The 20,793-nt window shown below is 62.0% G+C and carries 16 protein-coding genes; 11 read left to right on the plus strand and 5 right to left on the minus strand.

The window, feature by feature from the left end; genetic code table 11:
- Positions 1-48 precede the first annotated feature (48 nt).
- On the plus strand, positions 49-897 hold the full coding sequence (ppk2, locus tag AC097P_RS09335; protein WP_479610430.1) for a polyphosphate kinase 2: 849 nt from the start codon (positions 49-51) through the stop codon (positions 895-897).
- A 102-nt stretch (positions 898-999) separates the two neighbouring features.
- Here the strand turns inward: ppk2 and recJ are convergent, their stop codons facing one another.
- Together recJ and AC097P_RS09345 are read right to left on the minus strand one after the other, a co-directional pair.
- Positions 1,000-2,709 (minus strand): single-stranded-DNA-specific exonuclease RecJ, encoded by a 1,710-nt coding sequence (gene recJ, locus AC097P_RS09340; protein WP_479610118.1) that lies wholly within the window; start codon positions 2,707-2,709, stop codon positions 1,000-1,002.
- Positions 2,706-3,668: a hypothetical protein gene (locus AC097P_RS09345; RefSeq protein ID WP_479610119.1), complete on the minus strand. Its 963-nt coding sequence runs from the start codon at positions 3,666-3,668 to the stop codon at positions 2,706-2,708. The genes recJ and AC097P_RS09345 overlap by 4 nt, the downstream gene beginning before the upstream one ends.
- 18 nt (positions 3,669-3,686) lie before the next feature.
- On the opposite strand from AC097P_RS09345, the gene AC097P_RS09350 reads away from it, so the two are divergent.
- From AC097P_RS09350 to tfpB, 7 genes are all read left to right on the plus strand, one after another.
- A complete protein-coding gene (locus tag AC097P_RS09350; RefSeq protein WP_479610120.1) occupies positions 3,687-4,946 on the plus strand; it encodes a lipoprotein-releasing ABC transporter permease subunit in 1,260 nt (419 codons plus the stop codon).
- 43 nt (positions 4,947-4,989) lie between these two features.
- A complete protein-coding gene (gene lolD / locus AC097P_RS09355; RefSeq protein WP_479610431.1) occupies positions 4,990-5,718 on the plus strand; it encodes a lipoprotein-releasing ABC transporter ATP-binding protein LolD in 729 nt (242 codons plus the stop codon).
- A 22-nt stretch (positions 5,719-5,740) separates the two neighbouring features.
- On the plus strand, positions 5,741-6,589 hold the full coding sequence (locus AC097P_RS09360) for a TatD family hydrolase (RefSeq protein ID WP_479610121.1): 849 nt from the start codon (positions 5,741-5,743) through the stop codon (positions 6,587-6,589).
- Between the two features lie 67 nt (positions 6,590-6,656).
- A complete protein-coding gene (locus tag AC097P_RS09365) occupies positions 6,657-6,929 on the plus strand; it encodes a type II toxin-antitoxin system ParD family antitoxin (RefSeq protein WP_479610122.1) in 273 nt (90 codons plus the stop codon).
- Entirely contained in the window at positions 6,929-7,234 is a 306-nt protein-coding gene (locus tag AC097P_RS09370; RefSeq protein WP_479610123.1) for a type II toxin-antitoxin system RelE/ParE family toxin, read from the plus strand. Before AC097P_RS09365 ends, AC097P_RS09370 begins: the two co-directional genes overlap by 1 nt.
- A 14-nt stretch (positions 7,235-7,248) precedes the next feature.
- Entirely contained in the window at positions 7,249-8,007 is a 759-nt protein-coding gene (locus tag AC097P_RS09375) for a class I SAM-dependent methyltransferase (protein ID WP_479610124.1), read from the plus strand.
- Entirely contained in the window at positions 8,004-9,791 is a 1,788-nt protein-coding gene (tfpB, locus tag AC097P_RS09380) for a type IV pilus assembly ATPase TfpB (RefSeq protein ID WP_479610125.1), read from the plus strand. The genes AC097P_RS09375 and tfpB overlap by 4 nt, the downstream gene beginning before the upstream one ends.
- A 12-nt stretch (positions 9,792-9,803) precedes the next feature.
- Here tfpB and AC097P_RS09385 read toward each other — a convergent pair whose 3' ends face one another.
- Entirely contained in the window at positions 9,804-10,250 is a 447-nt protein-coding gene (locus tag AC097P_RS09385; protein WP_479610126.1) for an FKBP-type peptidyl-prolyl cis-trans isomerase, read from the minus strand.
- A 418-nt stretch (positions 10,251-10,668) separates the two neighbouring features.
- Between AC097P_RS09385 and AC097P_RS09390 the strand changes: the two genes are divergently transcribed.
- The 3 genes from AC097P_RS09390 (at position 10,669) to AC097P_RS09400 (ending at position 14,740) form a co-directional block, all read left to right on the plus strand.
- Positions 10,669-11,946, plus strand: a complete 1,278-nt coding sequence (locus tag AC097P_RS09390) for an NRAMP family divalent metal transporter (RefSeq protein WP_479610127.1) — start codon at positions 10,669-10,671, stop codon at positions 11,944-11,946.
- Between the two features lie 17 nt (positions 11,947-11,963).
- Entirely contained in the window at positions 11,964-12,569 is a 606-nt protein-coding gene (locus AC097P_RS09395; protein WP_479610128.1) for a DUF4337 domain-containing protein, read from the plus strand.
- Positions 12,570-12,778: 209 nt separating this feature from the next.
- On the plus strand, positions 12,779-14,740 hold the full coding sequence (locus AC097P_RS09400; protein WP_479610129.1) for a methyl-accepting chemotaxis protein: 1,962 nt from the start codon (positions 12,779-12,781) through the stop codon (positions 14,738-14,740).
- Between the two features lie 98 nt (positions 14,741-14,838).
- On the opposite strand, the gene AC097P_RS09405 is transcribed toward AC097P_RS09400, so the two are convergent.
- Complete coding sequence (locus AC097P_RS09405) at positions 14,839-18,765, minus strand: translocation/assembly module TamB domain-containing protein (protein WP_479610130.1); 3,927 nt, start codon at positions 18,763-18,765, stop codon at positions 14,839-14,841.
- Positions 18,766-18,779: 14 nt separating this feature from the next.
- Entirely contained in the window at positions 18,780-20,480 is a 1,701-nt protein-coding gene (locus AC097P_RS09410; protein ID WP_479610131.1) for an autotransporter assembly complex protein TamA, read from the minus strand.
- Between the last annotated feature and the right edge of the window lie 313 nt (positions 20,481-20,793).

Here is a 20,793-nt window from a genome sequence, read left to right on the forward strand (position 1 = left end):
CCCGTGAGTTCCAGCGAAGACGAATTGGTACGCCGCATCCAGAGCGACATGCTGGACAGCTACGACGAAGAGCTGGAGATGGAGCTGGACGACGGCGCTCCCCACAAGCTCAGTGCCGATGCGCGCGAGGAACGGCGCAACTACTTTAAAGAACTGTTTCGCATGCAGGGGGAGCTGGTCAAGCTGCAGGATTGGGTGGTCAAGACCGGCCACAAGGTGGTGGTGATTTTTGAAGGGCGCGATGCGGCCGGCAAGGGCGGCGCCATCAAACGCATCACGCAGCGACTGAACCCCCGCGTGTGCCGCGTGGCGGCGCTGCCAGCACCGAACGACCGCGAGCGCACGCAGTGGTACTTCCAGCGGTACGTTTCGCATTTGCCAGCGGCCGGTGAGATCGTGCTGTTTGACCGCAGTTGGTACAACCGCGCGGGGGTCGAACGCGTCATGGGCTTTTGCAATGACGAGCAGTTGGAGGAATTCTTCCGCACCGTGCCCGAGTTCGAGAAGATGCTGGTGCGCTCCGGCATCCAGGTCATCAAGTACTGGTTCTCTATTTCAGACGAAGAGCAGCACAGCCGATTTTTAGGCCGCATCCACGACCCGCTGAAGCAGTGGAAGTTGAGCCCCATGGACCTGGAATCACGCGCCCGTTGGGAAGACTACACACGGGCCAAAGAGGTGATGCTGGCACGCACCCACATCCCCGAAGCACCGTGGTGGGTGGTGCATGCCGTGGACAAAAAGAAGGCCCGCTTGAACTGCATCCACCACCTGCTACAGCAAATGCCGTATGAGGAAATAGAACATCCGCCGGTGGTGTTGCCGCCGCGGGTGCGCCATGATGACTATGAGCGTCAGCCGGTGCCGCAGGACATTCTGGTGCCTGAGGTGTATTAGAGAAAGCTAGAAGCCTGGGCGGCAAAGCGTTTTGCTCCGTGTCCCCCGCCCGCTGCGCGGGCTCCTCCTTTACCTGCGCAAAACGCTCTGCCGCCCAGGCTTCTAGCTCTGCGCGCCTTCGACCAGAAAACGGACGCGTCGCACACCATTCCATTCGTCGGCATCCAAACGGAATGCGAGGACGACTTTCGCGGGCAAGGGCTGGGTATGGCCGAACCAGATGCCGTCCACCGGCTGGCCCTGGTGTTTGAGTTTCAGCGCCAAATGCTTTTCGCCGACCAGGCGCTGCGACAACACTTCCACCTCTTCGCTGAAGGTTGGTGCTGCAAAGCCCTGGCCCCAGACTTCCTTGTGCAAGGTATCGACCAGGTCCACGCGGCGATACTCTGGGTTCAGCGGGCCATCGGTTTCCAGGCGGCGGGTCAGCGTGGCGGCGTCCAGCCATTCTTGCGCGACCTGGATCAGGCCTTGTTCAAACGTGTCCAGGCCGTCTTCGTGGATGGTGCAACCGGCCGCCATCGCATGACCGCCAAAGCGCAGCAGCACGCCGGGGTGGCGTTTGGCTACCAGGTCCAGGGCGTCGCGCAGGTGGAAGCCGGGGATGGAGCGGCCGGAGCCTTTGAGTTCGTGCTCTTTGCCGGGTGCAGCGCTGGCCGCAAACACAAAGGCGGGGCGGTGCAGCTTGTCCTTGATGCGGCTGGCCACAATACCGACTACGCCTTCGTGGAAGTCGGGATCGAAGACGCAAATGGCGGGCGGTGCTTCATCACCCTCGTCAAATAGCGACTCGGCAATCAGCATGGCCTGCTCGCGCATGTCGCCTTCAATGACGCGACGCTCGCGGTTGATGCCATCCAGCGTCTTGGCCAGCTCGTCGGCACGGGCCGGGTCGTCGGTCAGCAGGCATTCAATGCCTAGCGTCATGTCGCTCAGGCGGCCAGCTGCGTTGATGCGCGGGCCTAGTGCAAAGCCAAAGTCGAAGGTGGTGGCGATTGGGGCGGAGCGGCCAGATGCTACAAAAAGACTAGCTAGACCGCTAGGCATGGCGAGGGCTCGAACCCGTTTGAGTCCTTGGGCTACCAGTCGGCGGTTGTTCGCGTCGAGTTTGACAACGTCGGCGACCGTGCCCAGGGCAACCAGCGGCAAGAGCACGTCGAGCTTGGGCTGCGTCGCGGCATCGAACACACTACGTGCACGCAGTTCACCGCGCAAGGCCATCAGCACATAGAACATCACACCCACGCCGGCAATGGACTTGCTAGCAAAGCTGCAACCCGGTTGGTTCGGGTTGACGATGACATCAGCATTCGGCAATTCGGCTGCAGGCAGATGGTGATCGGTGACCAGCACTTGCAGGCCCAGCGCACGGGCATGCGCCACACCGTCCATGCTGGCAATGCCGTTGTCCACGGTGATCAGCACATCGGCACCACTGTCCTTGACGCGCTGGGCAATCGGCGCGGTCAGGCCGTAGCCGTCGACGATGCGGTCCGGAACGATATAGGCCACGTGCTGGGCACCCAACAGCTTGAGGCCGCGCATGGCGACCGCGCAGGCGGTGGCTCCATCGCAGTCGTAGTCGGCGACGATGCACAAACGTTTGTTCTGTGCAATGGCGTCGGCCAGCAGCGTGGCGGCTTGCGGCAGGCCCAGCATCGTGGAAGGTGGCAGCAGCTTGGCCAATGCATCGTCCAGCTCTTCGGTGCCGATAACCCCGCGCGCCGCGTACAGCCTGGCCAGCAGCGGGTGTATGCCAGCCTGCTCCAGCACCCACACGCTGCGCGGCGGGATGTCGCGGGGGATGATGTTCACAGTGTCTGCAAGAGTTGCTGTGATGACGCGGTGGAGAAGCGCTGCTGAATGCGACCCCACCAGGGCTTGTCCTGCGTTTCCAGCGTGACGGCGGTGCGTTCGCCACACAGCGTCAGTTGCTCAGCCTTGCCGGCCTTGATGCTGCGCAGCAGTTCGGCCAGACGGGTGCTGTCCAGTTCCTGCCAGGCCTGCATCCAGCCATGGGCGTCATCCTGCAGGGCGGCCTTGCGCAGATTGTCCAGGTAGTCCATGCGCACCGGAGGCTTGGTGGGGGCGGGGCTGGGGGTGCCGGTGCCGCTGATCCAAAACGCATTGATCGTCGGCAGGCCGCGGGCCGTGCGGCTGTCGTTCACGGCGTGGGTGTAGAGCAGCATCTGCATTTCGTTTTGCAGGCGGCGCAGGTGCTTGGCATGCTCTTGCTGCGGCATCCACGCATCTATGCTGTTGCCGGCCACGCGCTCCAGCGATGCGGTGGGAAGGTCCTTGAAGATAGCGCCAAAGGCCAGCCAGGTGCCGTTGGTCAGCGGGTGCAGCGTGATCTTGTCTTCTTCAAAATAGCGTTTCATCGCGCTGCGGAGCGTCTCGCACTCTGGCGTGCTGATGTGCAGCTCGTTCGGGTCGTCCATACGCACCTGGTTGGACTGGGGGGTCAGGTGGCAGGGCGTGATCCAGGCCCACCCGGCGTCGCCGTGGATCTTGGTCAGGCCCAAATGCTGCGCATCGGTGGCGGCCCAGGGTATCAAACCGTCCGGTCCCTGCAGGCCCAGTCCGTTGGCGCGGATGCGCTCGGCCAGGGGCGTCAAAGTGTCGGGTGAGCCCAGCATGGGTGGCGTTGGCGTCAGCTGACCCAGCAGTTCATTCAGGTTGGGCAGGCTCAGTTCGGCAATGGCGGCTTGGCAGTTTGGGCCCGTCGGGGCCGCATGGGAAATAAACAGGTGCATGGCTAGATTGTCCCGCATGGATGCCACAATCCGGGAATGTCGAAATTTCCTTATGAGTTGATCATCGGTTGGCGCTACACGCGGGCCGGACGCAGCACCCGGCGCAACGGTTTTATCTCGTTCATCTCGGGTGTATCCATGCTCGGTATCGCGTTGGGCGTGGCAGCACTCATTATCGTACTGAGCGTGATGAACGGCTTCCAGAAAGAGGTGCGGGACCGCATGCTCGGCGTCGTCTCCCACATCGAGGTCTATGCCCAGGGCGGCCAGGCCTTGCCAGATCTGGCGCTGACGCTGCGCCAGGCCCGCGCCAACCCCGAGGTCATCGGTGCTGCACCTTTCATAGCAGCACAAGCCCTATTGGCGAGGGGTGAGGACATGAAGGGCGTAATGGTTCGAGGCGTGGATCCGGCCCAAGAGCCCGCCGTGACCGACCTGACCAGCGGCGCCCAGGCCGCCGTGCTGGCCCAGCTGCTGCCGGGTGGGTTTGGTGTGGTGCTGGGCAGCGAGCTGGCCCGATCGCTGGGCGTGCGCAGGGGCGACAAGGTCACTCTGGTTTCGCCCAGCGGCCAGGTCACACCGGCCGGCGTGGTGCCACGCCTCAAGCAGATGACAGTCGTCGGTACTTTTGATTCCGGCCACTTTGAATACGACTCGGCACTGGCCATGGTCCATGTCGATGACGCTGCCAAGGTTTTCCGGCTCGAAGGCCCATCCGGCGTGCGCCTGAAGCTGCGCAACCTGCACGACGCCCGCCGCGTGGCCGACGAGCTGAGCCGCAGCCTGACGGGTGATCTCTATATCCGCGACTGGACCCGCCAGAACCGCACCTGGTTTGCCGCCGTGCAGGTCGAGAAGCGCATGATGTTCATCATCCTGACGCTGATCGTGGCCGTGGCCGCCTTCAACCTGGTCAGCACGCTGGTAATGACCGTCACCGACAAGCGCGCCGACATCGCGATCCTGCGCACGCTGGGTGCCAGCCCGGGCAGCATCATGGGCATCTTTGTCGTGCAGGGGGCCATGGTGGGCGTGATCGGCACGCTGGCCGGGCTGCTGCTGGGGCTGGGTGTGGCATTCAATATTGATGTCATCGTGCCGGCACTGGAGCATGTGCTGGGCGCCACCTTCCTGCCCAAAGACATTTACCTGATCAGCCGCATGCCCAGCGAACCGCAGCAGGCCGACATTTTGCCGATCGCCATCATCGCGCTGATCATGGCCTTTGTGGCCACCCTGTACCCCAGTTGGCGTGCCAGCCGCGTCAACCCCGCCGAGGCCCTGCGTTATGAGTGATTCCGTTGTTGTTCCGGCGGCCATTGGCGCCGCGCATTACCGCATGGTTGCTGGAATGGGAGGGGCTGCCCCGGAGCCCGTGCGCGCGGGAGAGGTCGTGCTGCAAGCCCAGGGCCTGACCAAGCGCTTCAGCGAAGGCCGCCTGGATGTCACCGTGCTGCACGGCGTCGACCTGCAGGTGCGCGCCGGCGAAACGCTGGCCATCGTCGGTGCATCCGGCTCCGGCAAGAGTACGCTGTTGCATTTGCTGGGCGGGCTGGACGCCCCCACCAGTGGCACCGTGCACCTGCACGGGAAAGACCTGGCCAGCCAGAGCGCGGCCGAGCAGGGCCGGCTGCGCAACCTGCACCTGGGCTTTGTCTACCAGTTTCACCACCTGCTGCCTGAGTTCAGCGCGCTGGACAACGTCGCCATGCCATTGACGATTCGGCGTCTAGCCCCCGACCAGTGCGCGCAAGCAGCTATGAAAATGCTAGCAAGCGTGGGCTTGGAACACCGCATGCACCACCGTCCTGCCGAGCTGTCGGGCGGCGAACGCCAGCGTGTCGCCATCGCCCGCGCGTTGGTCACGCAGCCCGACTGTGTGCTGGCCGACGAGCCCACCGGCAACCTGGACCGCAGCACGGCCGATGGCGTTTTCGACCTGATGCTGGAGCTGGCCCGCGAACACGGAACGGCCTTTGTGCTGGTGACGCACGATGCCACGTTGGCAGCGCGTTGCAGCCGGCAGCTCACGCTGGTGTCGGGGCGCTTGGCGCTCGCAGGAGCCTGAGCACTCCCCTTCCTGGGCGACCATGGTCTGGATAGACACCCACTGCCACCTGGACGCGCCAGAGTTCGATGCTGATCGCTCAGCGGTGCGCGCCGCCGCCCACGCCGCCGGCGTGGCCCATTGTGTGATACCAGCCGTGGAGCGCAGCAATTTCGACACCGTGCGCGCGTTGGCCCACGCTGGGGGCGACAGCTACTGCCTGGGCATCCACCCGCTTTGCAGCCAGCGGGCCACAGTGGAGGATCTGCTTGCGCTGGAAACCCAGCTGCAGGCCCACCATGCCGATCCACGTCTCGTGGCTGTGGGTGAGATCGGCCTGGACTACTTTGTGCCCGAACTGTCGCAAAGCCCGCTGCGCGAACAACAAGAGCAGATCTACCGCGCACAGCTCAAACTGGCGCGCCAGTTCGGCCTGCCCGTGGTGCTGCACGTGCGCCGCTCGGCCGACCGCGTGCTCAAGCACCTGCGCGACCTGGCCCACAGCGGGCCGGCCTGGTCCGGCATCGCCCATGCCTTCAATGGCAGCGAAATACAGGCCCGCGAGTTCATCAAGCTGGGCTTCAAGCTGGGTTTTGGTGGCGCTGTGACGTTTGAGCGCGCGCTGCAGCTGCGCCACCTGGCCCAGACGCTGCCGCTGGAGTCCATCGTGTTGGAGACCGATGCCCCCGACATTCCGCCGCATTGGCTTTACACCACGGCTAGTGAGCGCCAGACCGGGGTAGGGCAGGGCCGCAATGCACCGGGCGAATTGCCCCGCATTGCCGCTGTGGTGGCGCAGTTGCGTGGCATTTCAGTGGACGCACTCGCGCAGGCCGCAATGGCCAATGCGTGCGGTGCTTTGCCGCGTTTGGGTGTGCTGTTGTGGCGTTAGAGTAGAGATGGTGGCTTAACCCGATACGGCATAAAATGGCAAAGTCTGCCATTCACAGGAGTAAGCTATGTCGCTCAATATATCGCTGCCCATCGAATTGGAAACGCGCGTGCGTGAGCATGTTGCGTCTGGACTCTACGGCTCTGCCAGCGAAGTGATCCGTGAAGCGTTGCGACTGTTTGAGGCTTACCAGTCGGTACAGACCTCGAGCTTGCTGGCGTTAAAGGCGGATATTGCCCAAGGCTTGGCTGATGTGCAGGCGGGCCGCGTCGAATCGATGGACATAGCATCCATCAAGGAGAAAGGTCGAGCGACGCTGAAGGCGAGATCGAACAAATAATGGCTGCCGTCCTGTTTGCGCGCAGCGCACAGACCGATTTACTGGAAGCCTGGCTCTTTATCGCTGAAGAAAACCTGGAGGCTGCAGACCGTGTACTCGATGCGATCGAACGCGAAGCCAATATCCTCGCGACACAACCCTTGATGGGACGTGCACGTCCTGAGTTGGCAGACGGTGTTCGCAGCTGGCCGACAACTACCACATACATTCTGTATTACACAGTCACCACAGACGGCATAGTGGTGGTTCGTATCCTGCACCATGCACGAGATGTACGCCAAGCTGCTTTTGAAACCCAGCACTGATTGTGAATACGTCCATGGCCCGCAAAGAATCGCCCACGCTACCCGAAGTCAATTTTTCCGACGAAGGCCCGATACGCCACCTGCACCTGGACAGCATCTGGATCCAGGGCTCCATGTTGATCGACGCCCCCACCGTGCTGGTGCACGAATACATTCAGCGCATGATGGCCTGGCTGCTGTTTGTAGACCCTAGCGCCGTGTCCAAACGCCAAGCGCTGCAACTGGGCTTGGGCGCCGGGTCGTTGACCAAGTTTTGTCACAAAATTCTGCGCATGAAAACGACGGCGATAGAGCTCAATCCCCAGGTACTTGCAGCGTGCCGCGGCTGGTTCAAGCTGCCGCAGGATGACAACCGCCTGCAGGTCATACTGGCCGATGCCGAGCAGGAAATCAAACAACCCCGCTGGCTCGGCGCGGTCGACGCCCTGCAGGTGGACCTGTACGACCAGGAGGCCGCAGGTCCGGTGCTGGACAGTGCCGAGTTTTATGCCGACTGCCGCAAAGCATTGACTGATGACGGCTGCATGACGGTCAACTTGTTCGGTCGCTCCTCCAGCTTCCAGCGCAGCGTGGACAATATGGCCAGCGCTTTTGGCAGCGATGCGCTGTGGGCCTTCAAGGCCACGCGCGAGGGCAACACCGTGGTGCTGGCCCAGCGCACACCGCTGCGCCCTACGCGCGCCGTGCTGATGGAGCGTGCCGACACCATACTGCGCCAATGGGGCCTGCCAGCTGACAAGTGGGTTCGCGTCTTTAAACCGGTGACACCATGAACACTAAAACACATCCCCATCCCCCAGCCAAGACTGCGCACGCCGGGCCTCTGGGTTGGCGGCAGTTGGTCGAGTGGTTGCACGCAGACGGCGTGATTTCCGAAGAACAGGCCAGCAAAACGATCGCCCGCTGCGCCCAGGCCGAAAGCGTGCAGCACCCCTTGGTGCGCCTGACCGCCGTCTCCATGCGCCGCGCCTCGGACAACAAGCTGCTGGATATCGAGCTGCTGACCCAGTGGCTGGCCGAGCGTACAGGTATGGCCTATCTGCGTATCGACCCACTGAAGGTCGACGTCAGCAAGGTGGCCGACGCCATGGGTGCCATGTATGCCGAGCGCCACCGCATCCTGACCGTGGCCATCAACGCCAGCGAGATTACGGTGGTGACCTCCGAGCCCTTCATCGTGGACTGGGTGGCCGAGGTAGAGCGCCAGTCCCGCCGCAGCGTGCGCCGCGTGCTGGCCAGCCCACAAGAGATACACCGCTACACGGCCGAGTTTTATGCCTTGGCCAAATCGGTTAGGGCCGCCAACAAGTCCGGCGTCAACAACGGTGCCAGCTTCGAGCAGCTGGTGGAACTGGGCAAGTCCAACAAGCAGCTGGATGCCAACGACCAGAGCGTCGTGCAGGTCGTGGACTGGCTGTGGCAGTACGCCTTTGACCAGCGGGCCAGTGACATCCACTTGGAGCCCCGGCGCGAACAGGGCGTGATCCGCTTCCGTATCGACGGCGTGTTGCACCAGGTCTACCAGATGCCGATGGGCGTGCTCAATGCGATGACGGCGCGCATCAAGCTGCTGGGCCGCATGGACGTGATTGAAAAACGCCGCCCGCTGGACGGCCGTATCAAGACCCGCAACCCCAGTGGTGACGAGGTCGAAATGCGGATATCCACGTTGCCCACCGCCTTTGGCGAAAAAATGGTGATGCGGATTTTTGACCCCGACAACACCGTCAAGGATCTGGAGGCGCTGGGCTTTTCCAGCCACGATGGCCCGCGTTGGGAGGGGCTGGTCAAGCGGCCGCACGGCATCATCCTGGTCACCGGACCTACCGGCTCCGGCAAGACGACGACGCTGTATGCCACGCTCAAACGCGTGGCGACCGAAGAGGTCAATGTCAGCACGGTGGAAGACCCGATTGAAATGATCGAGGCCTCGTTCAACCAGACCCAGGTGCAGCCGCAGCTCGATTTTGGTTTCCCGCAGGGCCTGCGCGCACTGATGCGCCAGGACCCGGACATCATCATGGTCGGCGAAATCCGCGATCTTGAAACAGCCGAAATGGCGGTGCAGGCCGCGCTGACGGGCCACCTGGTGTTCTCCACTTTGCACACCAATGACGCGCCATCGGCCATCACGCGCCTGATGGAGCTGGGCATACCGCAATACCTGATCAACGCCACGCTGCTGGGCGTTCTGGCCCAGCGTCTGGTGCGCACGCTGTGCAAAAACTGCAAGGTTCGCGACGAAGAAGCCAGCCGCGATGCGTTGACCGAAATGATCAAGCCCTGGAACATCAACGGTGGCTACAAACCCTACAAGCCTGTGGGCTGTGTGGACTGCCGCATGACTGGTTTCATGGGCCGCATGGGCTTGTACGAGCTGCTGGTCGTGTCGGATGCCTTCAAGGCCAAGGTCACCGCCGACCCCAGTATCGACATACTGCGCAAGCAGGCCATTGCAGACGGCATGCGTCCGCTGCGGCTGGCCGGTGCGCTGCGTGTGGCCGAAGGTCAGACGGTCATCGAAGAGGTGCTGACCTCCACTCCGCCCTTGACCTGAGGCGCCCGTTGTTTACTGGGCGACCAACAGCTCTACGGTAAACACCAGGGCCGCGTTCGGCGGTATGGCGCCTCTGACCCCCGCACTACCGTAAGCCAATGCACTGGGGATGATGAGCGTACGGGAGCCGCCGACCCGCATGCCAGCTACCCCCAGGTCCCAGCCCTGTATGACTTGACCCGCGCCCAGCTTGAACGAGAAGGGGGCTTTGCCTACCGATGTGTCGAACTGTGCGCCGCGAAAATTGGGGGCTGACGCGTCATACAGCCAGCCGGTGTAATGGACTGTAATGGTCATACCCGCTGCTGCACTGGTGCCGGAACCCGCCACCGTATCGGATATCTGCAGCGTCGTGGGGCCTGTTGCGACGGGTGCGGGCGGGGGCGAGTCGCCGCCGCCGCCACAACCACTGGCGAGTAGTCCAAGGACTAGAAAACTTGCTAAGAGTATGCGTTTCATCTGGATGTGTCCGATTTTTTAAGGGTCGGTGAATTCTAGGGTTGCAAATGCCTACGGTGTCGCAATTATGGGCTTTACCCCAGGTTTACAAACCAGGTCCGCCCAGGCCCACCCAGGGCCGGGGCACTTCGCTATACTCCGGCCGTTATTCACAACGGGCCTTTTCTATGAACACAGACAGTTCCAGGCCTCCCCCGCAACGGATTAGCGTCTCAACATAGTTTTGTTTGGCAGGCGTATCCCGGTCGGCACGGAGGCTTACATGCTAGAAGTGCCTGGCAGGCGATGCGCAAATTCTCTTGGGTCTTAACGATCCAGGTACCGCGGTCACCCCCAGGTTTAAAAAAACAGACGCTCCGATGGGCGTCACGGCCTTTGCGTGCGTATGCATGCAAGCAAGGGCGCAAGGGGAATAGCTATGGTGACCCAAAAAGCAAAAGCATTTGTTCGCAGACTCGGGCCTGGCCTGATCACCGGTGCGGCGGATGACGACCCAAGCGGCATTGCCACCTACTCGCAAGCCGGTTCGCAATTCCGGTTCTCGATGGTCTGGACACTGCTGATCACCACGCCGCTGATGATTGGCATCCAGATGCTGTCGGCCCGCATTGGCTGGGTCACGGGTGAAGGCCTGGCGGCCAATATCAACAAGATGTGCCCGCGCTGGCTGACCACGGCCTTGGTGACCCTTTTGGTGGTGGCCAACACCATCAACATTGCGGCTGACATTGGTGCCATGGGTGAGGCCGCACGGTTGTTCGCCGGTGGCTCGCAGCCCTTGTATGTGGTGGGCTTTGGCGTGCTGTGCATCGCCATGCAGGTGTTTTTTTCGTACGAGAGTTCGGTGCGTATCCTCAAGTGGTTGACGCTGGCCTTGTTTGCCTATGTAGCAGTCATCCTCACCGTGAATGTGCCGTGGCGCCAGGCGCTGTCCGAATCGGTGCGCCCATGGGCTTTTGTACCTAAAGATATTTCGCTGAAAGATTACGCGTCCATGGTGGTGGCCGTGCTGGGCACCACGATCAGCCCCTATTTGTTCTTCTGGCAGGCCTCGCAAGAAGTAGAAGACAACCACCGCCGCCCGGAAGCGCAGGCGCTACGGCTGCACCCCGAATATGCCGCAGAACACTTGTCCCGCATCAAGCAGGACACGGTGGTGGGCATGACGTTCTCCAACGTGATAGCGCTGTGCATCGTCGTGGCCACGGCGGTCACACTGAACATGCAGGGCATTACCAACATCCAGACTTCAGCGCAGGCTGCAGAGGCGCTGCGGCCCGTGGCCGGCGAATTCGCGTTTGCTATTTTTGCGCTGGGCATCATCGGCACGGGCTTGCTGGCGGTGCCGGTGCTGGCCGGCTCGGCGGCCTACGCGGTCAGCGAGCTGTATGGCTGGAAGGCCGGGCTGTCCCAAGGCTTTCGCGAGGCACGCGGCTTCTACCTGATCATCGTCGCGGCCACCGGCATTGGCACGGTGATGGGCTATCTGGAGTTGGACCCGCTCAAGGCATTGGTCTGGAGTGCGATCGTCAATGGCGTGATCTCGGTGCCCATCATGGCGGTGCTGATGTGGATAGGGCAGTCCGAGCGGCTGATGGGCGAATACACGATCACGCTGCGACACCGCTGCTTTGGCTGGGCCGCAACGGCTGTCATGGCGGTGGCAGTTGTGGTTATGCTTGCGACCAGTTTTTGAACCACAAGGAATCACCCATGGACATCGACCCTATGAGTGCGGTGGAAGCCGCCAAAGCCGAAACTGCCGCCGCAGCCAAACGGGCTTGGCTCAACCCGGCAGTCGCCATTACCGTGGCCCTGTTGGCAACCTTCATGGGCATCTGCAAGGTCAAGGACGACAACATTGTCCAAGCCATGCAGCAGGCCCAGGCCGACAAGCTGGATCACTGGCAGTTTTACCAGGCGCGCAACGTCCGTGAAGAAATCGCCAAGTCCACGCTGACCCAGTTGCGGCTGCAGGCCGCTGCCGCTGCGCCCAAGATGGAGGCGGCGTACCAGGCGCAGATCGCGGCCTACGAACAACTGGCGGCGGAGCAGCACAAGAAAAAGGACGACTTAAAAGTTCTGGCCGAGAAAGCGCAGGCGACCTACGACGCGCTCAATTTCAAGGACGACCAGTTTGACCTGTCGGATGCGCTGATCGCCATTGCCATCTCTTTGTTGGCAGTGGCATCGTTGACCCAACTGCCGTGGTTGTTTGGCCTGGCCCTCGTGCCGTCGGGCTTTGGCGTGTTGATGGGCCTGTCGGGCCTGATGGGCTTGGGCATCCATCCGGATTCACTGATCAGACTTTTGAGCTGACGGGTGTGCGTGCCAGCGGAGCGTAACCTGTTGTCCAGCAGCCACTATGGGACCCATAGCCATTGCCCATCATTTGATTGACTGAATTCGAGGATAACCACCGGACAATTCAGGCTGTCCGGTGAAAAACGCAGCGCCATACTGCGGTTGTGCCGCTCTCAAGGGTTTATTTCCCGATGGGTTCCCGGTTGTTATGCGAAAGAATTTTCATGTTGATGCAGCGCGTGGGCTCCAAACTTTCTGTTGCCTCTTTGGCACTGTTCACCCTTATTCTGGGTGGATTCATTGTTACAAGTTCGGTTCTGACCTCACGGCTGATCGAGCAAAAAGTGGAAGCCGGCGTGCAAGAGAGCGCCAAGCTGCTGGCCGGGCTCATCGATTCAACCGATCGCGATTTGCGGGGCCGGGTGCAGATATTCGCCCAGGGTTTCCGCAAGGGCTTGCAAGGCCCTATCCAGATCAAACCTGACATGGAGATCGACATCCAGGGCAAGAAGACGCCAGCCCTTTTGGTGGGCGATCAGCCCATCAATATGAATTTTGGCATCGTCGACCGATTTACCGAGACTACCGGCGCCGTGGCCACAGTTTTTGTCAAATCAGGCGAGGATTTCGTTCGCGTCACGACGTCTGTCAAGAACGAAAAGGGCGAACGGGCTGTGGGCACTTCGCTCGACCACGCGCACCCGGCATACGCGGCCATACGTTCGGGCAAGCCTTTTACCGGGCTTGCCAAACTCTTTGGCCGCCAGTACATGACCCATTACGAACCCTTGCTGGATGACAAGCAGCAAATAGTGGGTATCAGCTTCATTGGGCTGGATTTTTCTGAGTTTTCGGCCAACCTGCGCAAGACAGTATCGGATCTCAAAATCGGTAAAACCGGCTACTTCTTCATCCTGGATGCCAAGCCCGGCAGCGGCTACGGTTCCATGGTCGTGCACCCGGTTACCGCCGGAAAGAACGTGTTGGAAGAAAAAGACTCCCAAGGTCGAACCTACATAAAAACCATACTGAACCAAAAGGAGGGAGTCACCACATACGGCTACCGCAATCCCAACGACCCTGGTGCGGACGAGCGAGAAAAAATTGCTGCGTTTACCTATGTGACCAATTGGGACTGGATTGTTGTCGGCAGCGCATATTCGGACGAGCTAACGCAAGAAGTTCGCACACTGACTATTGGCTTCATTGTTGCCGGCGGTTTGCTGATCCTGTTATCCGCCGCCATGTCGCAAGCGTTGATCGGCAAGATCGTGGTGCGGCCCATTCAGCGTGCGGTGGAAACATCCAAGGCCATTGCACGTGGCGATCTGACAGAGCGCATAGCCGTGACATCACAGGACGAATTGGCGGACTTGGCCACCAGTATCAATGGCATCAGCACCGACTTGGCGAATGTCGTACGCAACGTCCGCCAAAGCGCCGAAGCGGTCGCGATTGCAAGCTCGGAGATTGCGAAGGGCAACACCGATCTGTCGGCCCGCACCGAAAGCCAGGCCAGTGCGCTGGAGCAGACCGCCTCGTCGATGGAGCAGCTGAGTGCCACGGTGAAGCAGAACGCAGACAGCGCGCTGGAGGCCAACCAACTCGCACAGAGTGCATCTGCCGTCGCACTACGGGGCGGTGAAGTGGTCGCCAAAGTGGTGCACACGATGAAAGACATCAACGACAGTTCCAAGAAGATTGCCGACATCATCAGCGTCATCGATGGCATCGCTTTCCAGACCAATATTCTGGCGCTCAACGCGGCAGTGGAAGCGGCTCGGGCGGGCGAGCAGGGCCGTGGCTTCGCGGTTGTGGCCAGCGAGGTACGTAGCCTGGCAGGGCGATCTTCGCAAGCGGCGAAAGAGATTACCGCGTTGATTTCAGCCAGTGTGGAGCGGGTGGAGCAGGGCAGCGCCCTGGTCGATCAGGCCGGTAACACGATGGGCGAAGTGGTGTCCAGCATCCGCCGGGTGACTGACATCATGGGGGAGATCAGTTCCGCAAGCGCCGAGCAGAGCGCCGGCGTTTCCCAGGTGGGTGAGGCAGTCAACCAGATGGACCAGGCCACGCAGCAAAATGCGGCTCTGGTCGAGGAAATGGCCGCTGCTGCCGGCAATTTGAGTGGTGAGGCTCGAGAGCTGGTGCAGGCGGTGGCGGTATTCAAACTCCCTCAGGAATTTTGATGAATCGGGCTGTAGCCCTCGTGGGGAGTGCGTAAGCCGCTACAAATAGTGTAGCAAATTTGAGGCTGGCCGCTGCTGCACCATGCCACGGGCGCGCGCTAGGGCGGCTTGCTGCGCAGCCTGTCAAAACGCTTGTTGTACAACACGTCCAGGCTGGCAACTGCGCCGCCACGCAGCACGACGGACCAGTGTGGCGTCAGTTCGTAGATCAGTTTGAGCACGCTCTCGGCACCGGAGAGGCTCTGTTCATAGCCGATATACAGGCGCTCTGATATCTCCTTGCCCAGGCTGACCACCTGCGCGCCGGGCATCCCGTACTTGCTCTCGCCAATGGCCAGCGTGTCCAGCCCCAGACTCTGGGCGGCGCGCCCGGCTCCGAACTTGTTGAGCAGGCCCACAGCGGCGCCCTGGACGGCAGATTGCGCTTGTCCCGCTTCGCCGCCCCCATCACTGCGTCCGAACACCAGCCACGAGAGTTTCTGTTCCTGTGGCAGGTCTGGCTCAGACACCAGTTGCACACGTGGGCTGCGCACGGTGCCGCTCACACGCACCCCCGCGGCCACGTCCTGCTGACGGCGCATTGCCAGGATATTCAGGTTGGGATTGCGCAGCGATCCCTGGAAATTGATCACCCCGCTTTCGATGGCCAGCTGCGTGCCAAACGCCTCGTAGCTGCCATCCACTACGCGCACGCTGCCGAAGGCCTGCGGCGTTGCGCCCGGCTCGCTGCGCAGCGCCAGCGTACCGGCCAAATGCAATTTGGCCCCGGAACCCCTGAAGGACAAGTTGTCGCCCAGGCCCAGTTCTACATCGATGCGCGGGGTGAACGCGCCGGCGGGGCGCTCGGCCGGCGCTCCCTGGCTGCGCGCAGCTGTCCGCGCCTGGCCGCTACGGACGACCACTACGTCGGCATCCAATTCGGGTGCCGACTTTTCAGGCAGGCTGAACAACCCTTGGTCGACGTCAAACTTTCCTTTGACCAGGAGCTGGCCACCTATGTTGCTGGCCACAGCTTGGCCGGAGACAGTTAACTGTGCGGACGGGCTGGCGAGCAATTGCAGCTTGCTGGCTACGATATTCGCGCCCAGGCCGCGTGTTGTGCCGTCCAAAGCCACGCGGCCGGTTGCGCGCAAGGTTCCATCGCCGCCCTGAAATTGCAATTGCTGCAGTTCGACAATGTTGTTGTCCAGCCGCAGGCGCGCCACCCCGTCGCGCAGGCGCACACCCTGGTCGTACAGCGTCAGCGCCAGGCGGTCTCCCTCCACGGTGCCCGACAGCAGTGGCTCGCCCAGTGTGCCGCCCACGGTCAACGCCATGCGGGCACTGCCTTCCAGCGCAATGCTGGGCCCGGCCAGCGAGGCAATGGTCTGTAAGTTGGGCAGCGATGCATTGATGCTCCCCGATACCGGCGAGCGCGGGGCCAGCGTGAGCTTGTTGTCTTCTCGCTGCAGCCCGATCTGCCCCGACCCGGAGACGGTGCCCAGCCGGGTCGCGCTGACCCGTGCGTCGACCGCGATATGGCTGTTTTGCAGCTTGGCGTTCAATGCGAGCGCATCCAACCCCAGCGCGCTCTGGCCAGCCAAACGCACGTCGCCGCTGCGCCGGTTGATCTCGACAAAGCCGTCGGCGCGGTCGGCCAAGGTCACGTTCCACCGGCCGTCCAGTACCAGGTCGGTAGCCAATGCAGGCGCCTGACCACCGAATTGCTTCCACAGTGCGAGTATCTGGCCTACGTCCAGCGCCTGTACGCTACCTTCCGATCTGAGCTGGGCCTCGCTATAGACCAGACTTTGCAGATTGATCGAGGCTTTGGCGACAGTGAGGCGACCGCTGCCCAGCTCTATGCGGCCGCCCCCCACCGCCACCTGCAACGGAGCCTCCAGCTGTATACGGGGTGACGCCCGGTTTTCCAGCGTGCGCAGCACCCCGTCCCACGCCATGCCCTGCGGCAGTTCACGCAGCCGGCCAGACGCAGCCAGCACGAGCTGAACAGGCTGGTTGCGCATGCGGCCGTCGGCGTTGACGCGAACCGCATGGTCGGCATAGGTTCCGTCGACGTTGGCTGTGAGTTTGCTGAACTGAAGATCGCCGCTTTGCAGGCCGCGGGCGTCGATGTTCACCACGACCCGTGCGTTTGGGCTTTTGCCGGGTACGCCTTGGGTGTTGGCTTGTCCGGATAGCGAGGCAAGGCGGTAGGAGCCAACCGCGAGGTTCTCGGCCCGGTATTGCACATCCGCAATCGGGCGGTCCAGCGTGCCGCCAACCGTTCCGTTGACTTGCAGCATCCCCGACAAGCCAAAGCCCATACGCTGCAGCGCCGGTGCGCGGATGTCCAGCGCCAACCGATCTGAAGGCGTACCGAAACTGCCCTTGAGCTGCACGGTGTTGCCCGCGACGGAGAGCTGAGCCTCGCTTGGCAGCAGTCGCTTGCCCAGCGTTTGCAGGGTGCCACCGCCCGTCATAGGCAGGCCGTCGTATTCGCTGTCGTGCACCGTGAAGCGCAGCGTGGTGCTGAGCGCGGGTTGCAGTGCCCCCTGTGCGCTGAAATCGGTGTTGATACGCGCATTGCGGCTGGTAGAGCGGGGCGCTGCTGCAAAAAACAACGCCGGGTTGAAATCGCTCAGGCTACCGCTGAATGCGTACGCGGCCTTCTCATCACGCGCCAAAGTGCCAGTGATCGCAAGCCGCGCGGCGCCCGAGCGCAGTTGTGCCGTGTGCAGCGTGATTTTTTGCGGGTTCAGCGTCGCCTGTGCAGTTACCGATAGGGCCGGTCCGGCAAGTTTGACGTCCACCTGCTGCGTGTCGCCCGCTATTTGAACGGTGAGGGGGCCGCTGAGCTGTGAAGGCTTGAGCTGGGTGTGCAAAGTGTTCAGGTTCAGGCCCTGGGCCTGCAGCGCAAGCCGTCCCTCGCCGTTACCATGGATTTCACCGCCGCCCACTACCGTGGCCTTGCCAGTTAGGCGAATCGCCAGCTGTGAGATTTGCTGCGTGCGCCCGCTCAGCAAGACCTGCGCCGTGGCCGACTCCAGCGGCAGCAGGCCGCGGTCAATAGGGCCGGGTAGCGCATTCTTGAGCAATACCGGCCCGGTGACAGTGAGCTGCGACAAGTCGCCGCTCGCTGCGCCGGATGGCGTGAGCGTGGCATTCACATCCAGCTTGGCGTGCGGCCATTGCGCGTTGAACACCCGCGGGTCTAGCCCACGGATCGTCACTTGCGCCCGCCGGACGGGTATGGCTTCAAACGGTGTTGCATCGATGCTTGCGCGACCCTGCAGGTCGTTGCCGGCCACGTCAAGTTGCAGGCCCAGCGCCTGCAGCGTGCCTGATAGCCGGGTATCCAGTCGGTACGATGCATTGCCATACTGGCTGGTCAGGCCTATCGTGCCCGCAACGGTGAAGGGGGCCGTGCCCTTGACTTGCAGCGTACCTGCGGCCACGCCCACAGGAGTTTCTGCATGTTTTACCGTGAGCACGTGCTCTGCGCCGTCGTACGCCGCCTGCAGCCGGATGTTGTTGAAGCGGCTTAGTTCGCCGCCGTCGGCCTCGTCGATAGCAAGCTGCTGCAGGCTTGCGTCGTGCACCTGGATCGCCAGCGGCAGCGTGAGTTGAGTGGGTAGCGTGCGGGGAGTAGATGGCGACGGCAGCAGGGTTACCTCGGCATTGCCCACGTGGAGGTATTGCACCACCAGTGCCAGTGGCGCGCGGGTCAAACTCCAACCAGAGTCGAGTCTGTCAATGCGAATCTGCGTGGTGTCGTTCCGGTAAACGATATTGCGTAGCCCTACGCCGTCGCGCAGCGTGCCGCCAACCAGCTCGCCCGACAACTGACCCGGCACAAAGGATGGAGCCGCCTGCCATAGCAGGCGCGTACCCCACTGGGTCTGAACAGCCACCACGGCCCAAGCACCCAGCAGCAATGCCAAGGCTGCAAGCCCGCCAAGGCTCCAAACCAGCCAGCCTGAGACGCGCGTTTTGCGCCTCTTGACGGGCCCTGGTTGATCAGCAATCGCCGCGGATTCTTGCATGGCTTGTCCAGCAATCAAAATGCGACACCGAGTGAAAAATGTGGCCGAATCTGTTGCTTCTGGAACCCATAAGCCAGGTCCAGGCGGACCGTGCCGACCGGGCTGCGCCAGCGCACGCCGGCACCCACCGCGTGGAACAGCGGTTTGTCTTCCAACGTATCGCTTGCCATACCGACGTCATAGAACACTGCGCCGCCCCAGCTCGCGGACAGCCAGTGCTGGTATTCGGCGCTACCGGTCGCCAGGTAGCGGGTAGGGTAGACCGTGCCGCCGCGGGCGTTGCCAATGCTCTGGAATGCGTAGCCACGTACCGACTCGGTGCCACCGGTGCGAAACAGCAATGACGCCGGAATGGCCGCGTTGCCGCTCTCCGACAGGACTGCGCCCAGTTCGGCGCGCAGAATTACAACGTCGCGCCGACCCACGGGAAGGTATTCGTGCAACTGCCCATCCAACCGGACAAAACTCTGGTCGCTCAACACGCCCTTGAGTGCCACGCCGGCCTGGGCCGCCACTATGCGCCCCTCGCGCGGAAACACGGGGTTGTCGAGCTGCCGCCAGCTCTGGCTGAGACTGGCTACGAGGGCCTGGTGGCTTCCCGGTTGAACCAGCGTATCCGGTGGCGGTGTCGCGTCGTCCAACTGCGCGAGCCGGTCGCGGTACAAGTCAATCGCGTAGATGTCTTCGCGCCGGTCTGTGGTGCTGGAGCGGCGCATGCCGAAGCGCTGGCTGCGCAGGTCAATGCCTTCCAGCGCCGTTCGTTCAAACGAACTGTGCAAGCTGTCAACCGTGGCGCCAGCCGCCGGCGGCATGGCCAGCTTCAGTGAACCCCGTTGGCGCCGCTGGTCTAGATCAATCTGCGCGTCGAAGACCCAGGCACGTCGGAACAGGTCATTGTTCGAGTACAAGCCTCCAATGTGAGCGCCCGTGTCCGTGGTGTACCCCGCGGCGCCGCGGATGCGCTGCGTCGGATACTCCGTGACCTGGACGTTGATGGGAGCCAGGTCCGCATTCGACGCGTCCCTGTCGATATCAATCACCACGTTGCTGAAGTAGGGGGTTCTGAGGATTTGGCGCTGGAACTCAAGCAGCCGGTCGCTGCTGTATTCCTCACCGACGGGCACCGGATTGACGTTGTGAACAATGTCTGCGGGATAGCGCTGAGTGCCGCCTACCCTGGGTGCGCCCAGCGTGAAGAGTGGGCCGCTGTCGTACTCCACCGCTAGCTGGGCCGCGTGTTCGTCGGCCAGGATGCGGGCCTCAGAACGCGCGATACGTGCCGCCGGGTAGCGGCGCTGTTGCAGTATCTGCAGGCCGTCTTCTTTTGCCGTTGCCCAGTCCGGCTGGCGAAATACGCCTCCCTGCTTCAGCGACCAACGCCTGCGCAGCGATTCCACTTGCGCGGGTGAACGGGCTGTGGCTACACCGCTCACATCCACGCGCACTTGCGATACCTGGGTTGCAGGCCCCGGGTTCACCACAATACGCACCACGGTTTTCTCGCCCTGCGTGTCGGTTGTGACCGTGGTGACCGGGGAGAAGTAGCCTTCGGTTGATGCGAGTTGCGTGACCTGTGCGGACGCGGTGGCAAGCATGAAGTTCAACTGGTCGGCGTTGATGTCCTTACGGGTGTTGTATCGGTACAGGTCGAGGTGTTCGGACAGTAATTTCTTGAGCGGCTCCGGAGCGCTCAACTCAACTTCGTAGGCATACACGAGTGGGTTCCCCAAACATAGCGAGAGGCATGCCACAAAAAGATAGATTCGCAATTGGGGGTGAGGTTTTCTAGGTGTTTTCCCATACAGCATGGGCAAGTTCAGCAACTTTTATACCAATGGTGCGTTCGCCAGCGCAGGTGAAACAGTAGCGGGTGCGCTTTATGCTTAGCCGCAAGCGCCGCAGGTTTCACGTAACGATGCACTGCTGGGCTGGTCTGACAAATGGCCAGCCGGGTAAGTTGTTTCCGTAAATTTTACCAGGCTCTGTAAATTTTACGCGCCGCACAAGCCGCTGGGTGCGCTGTCCGGC

The sequence above is a fragment of the Rhodoferax sp. ZS1R8 genome (assembly GCF_056521325.1).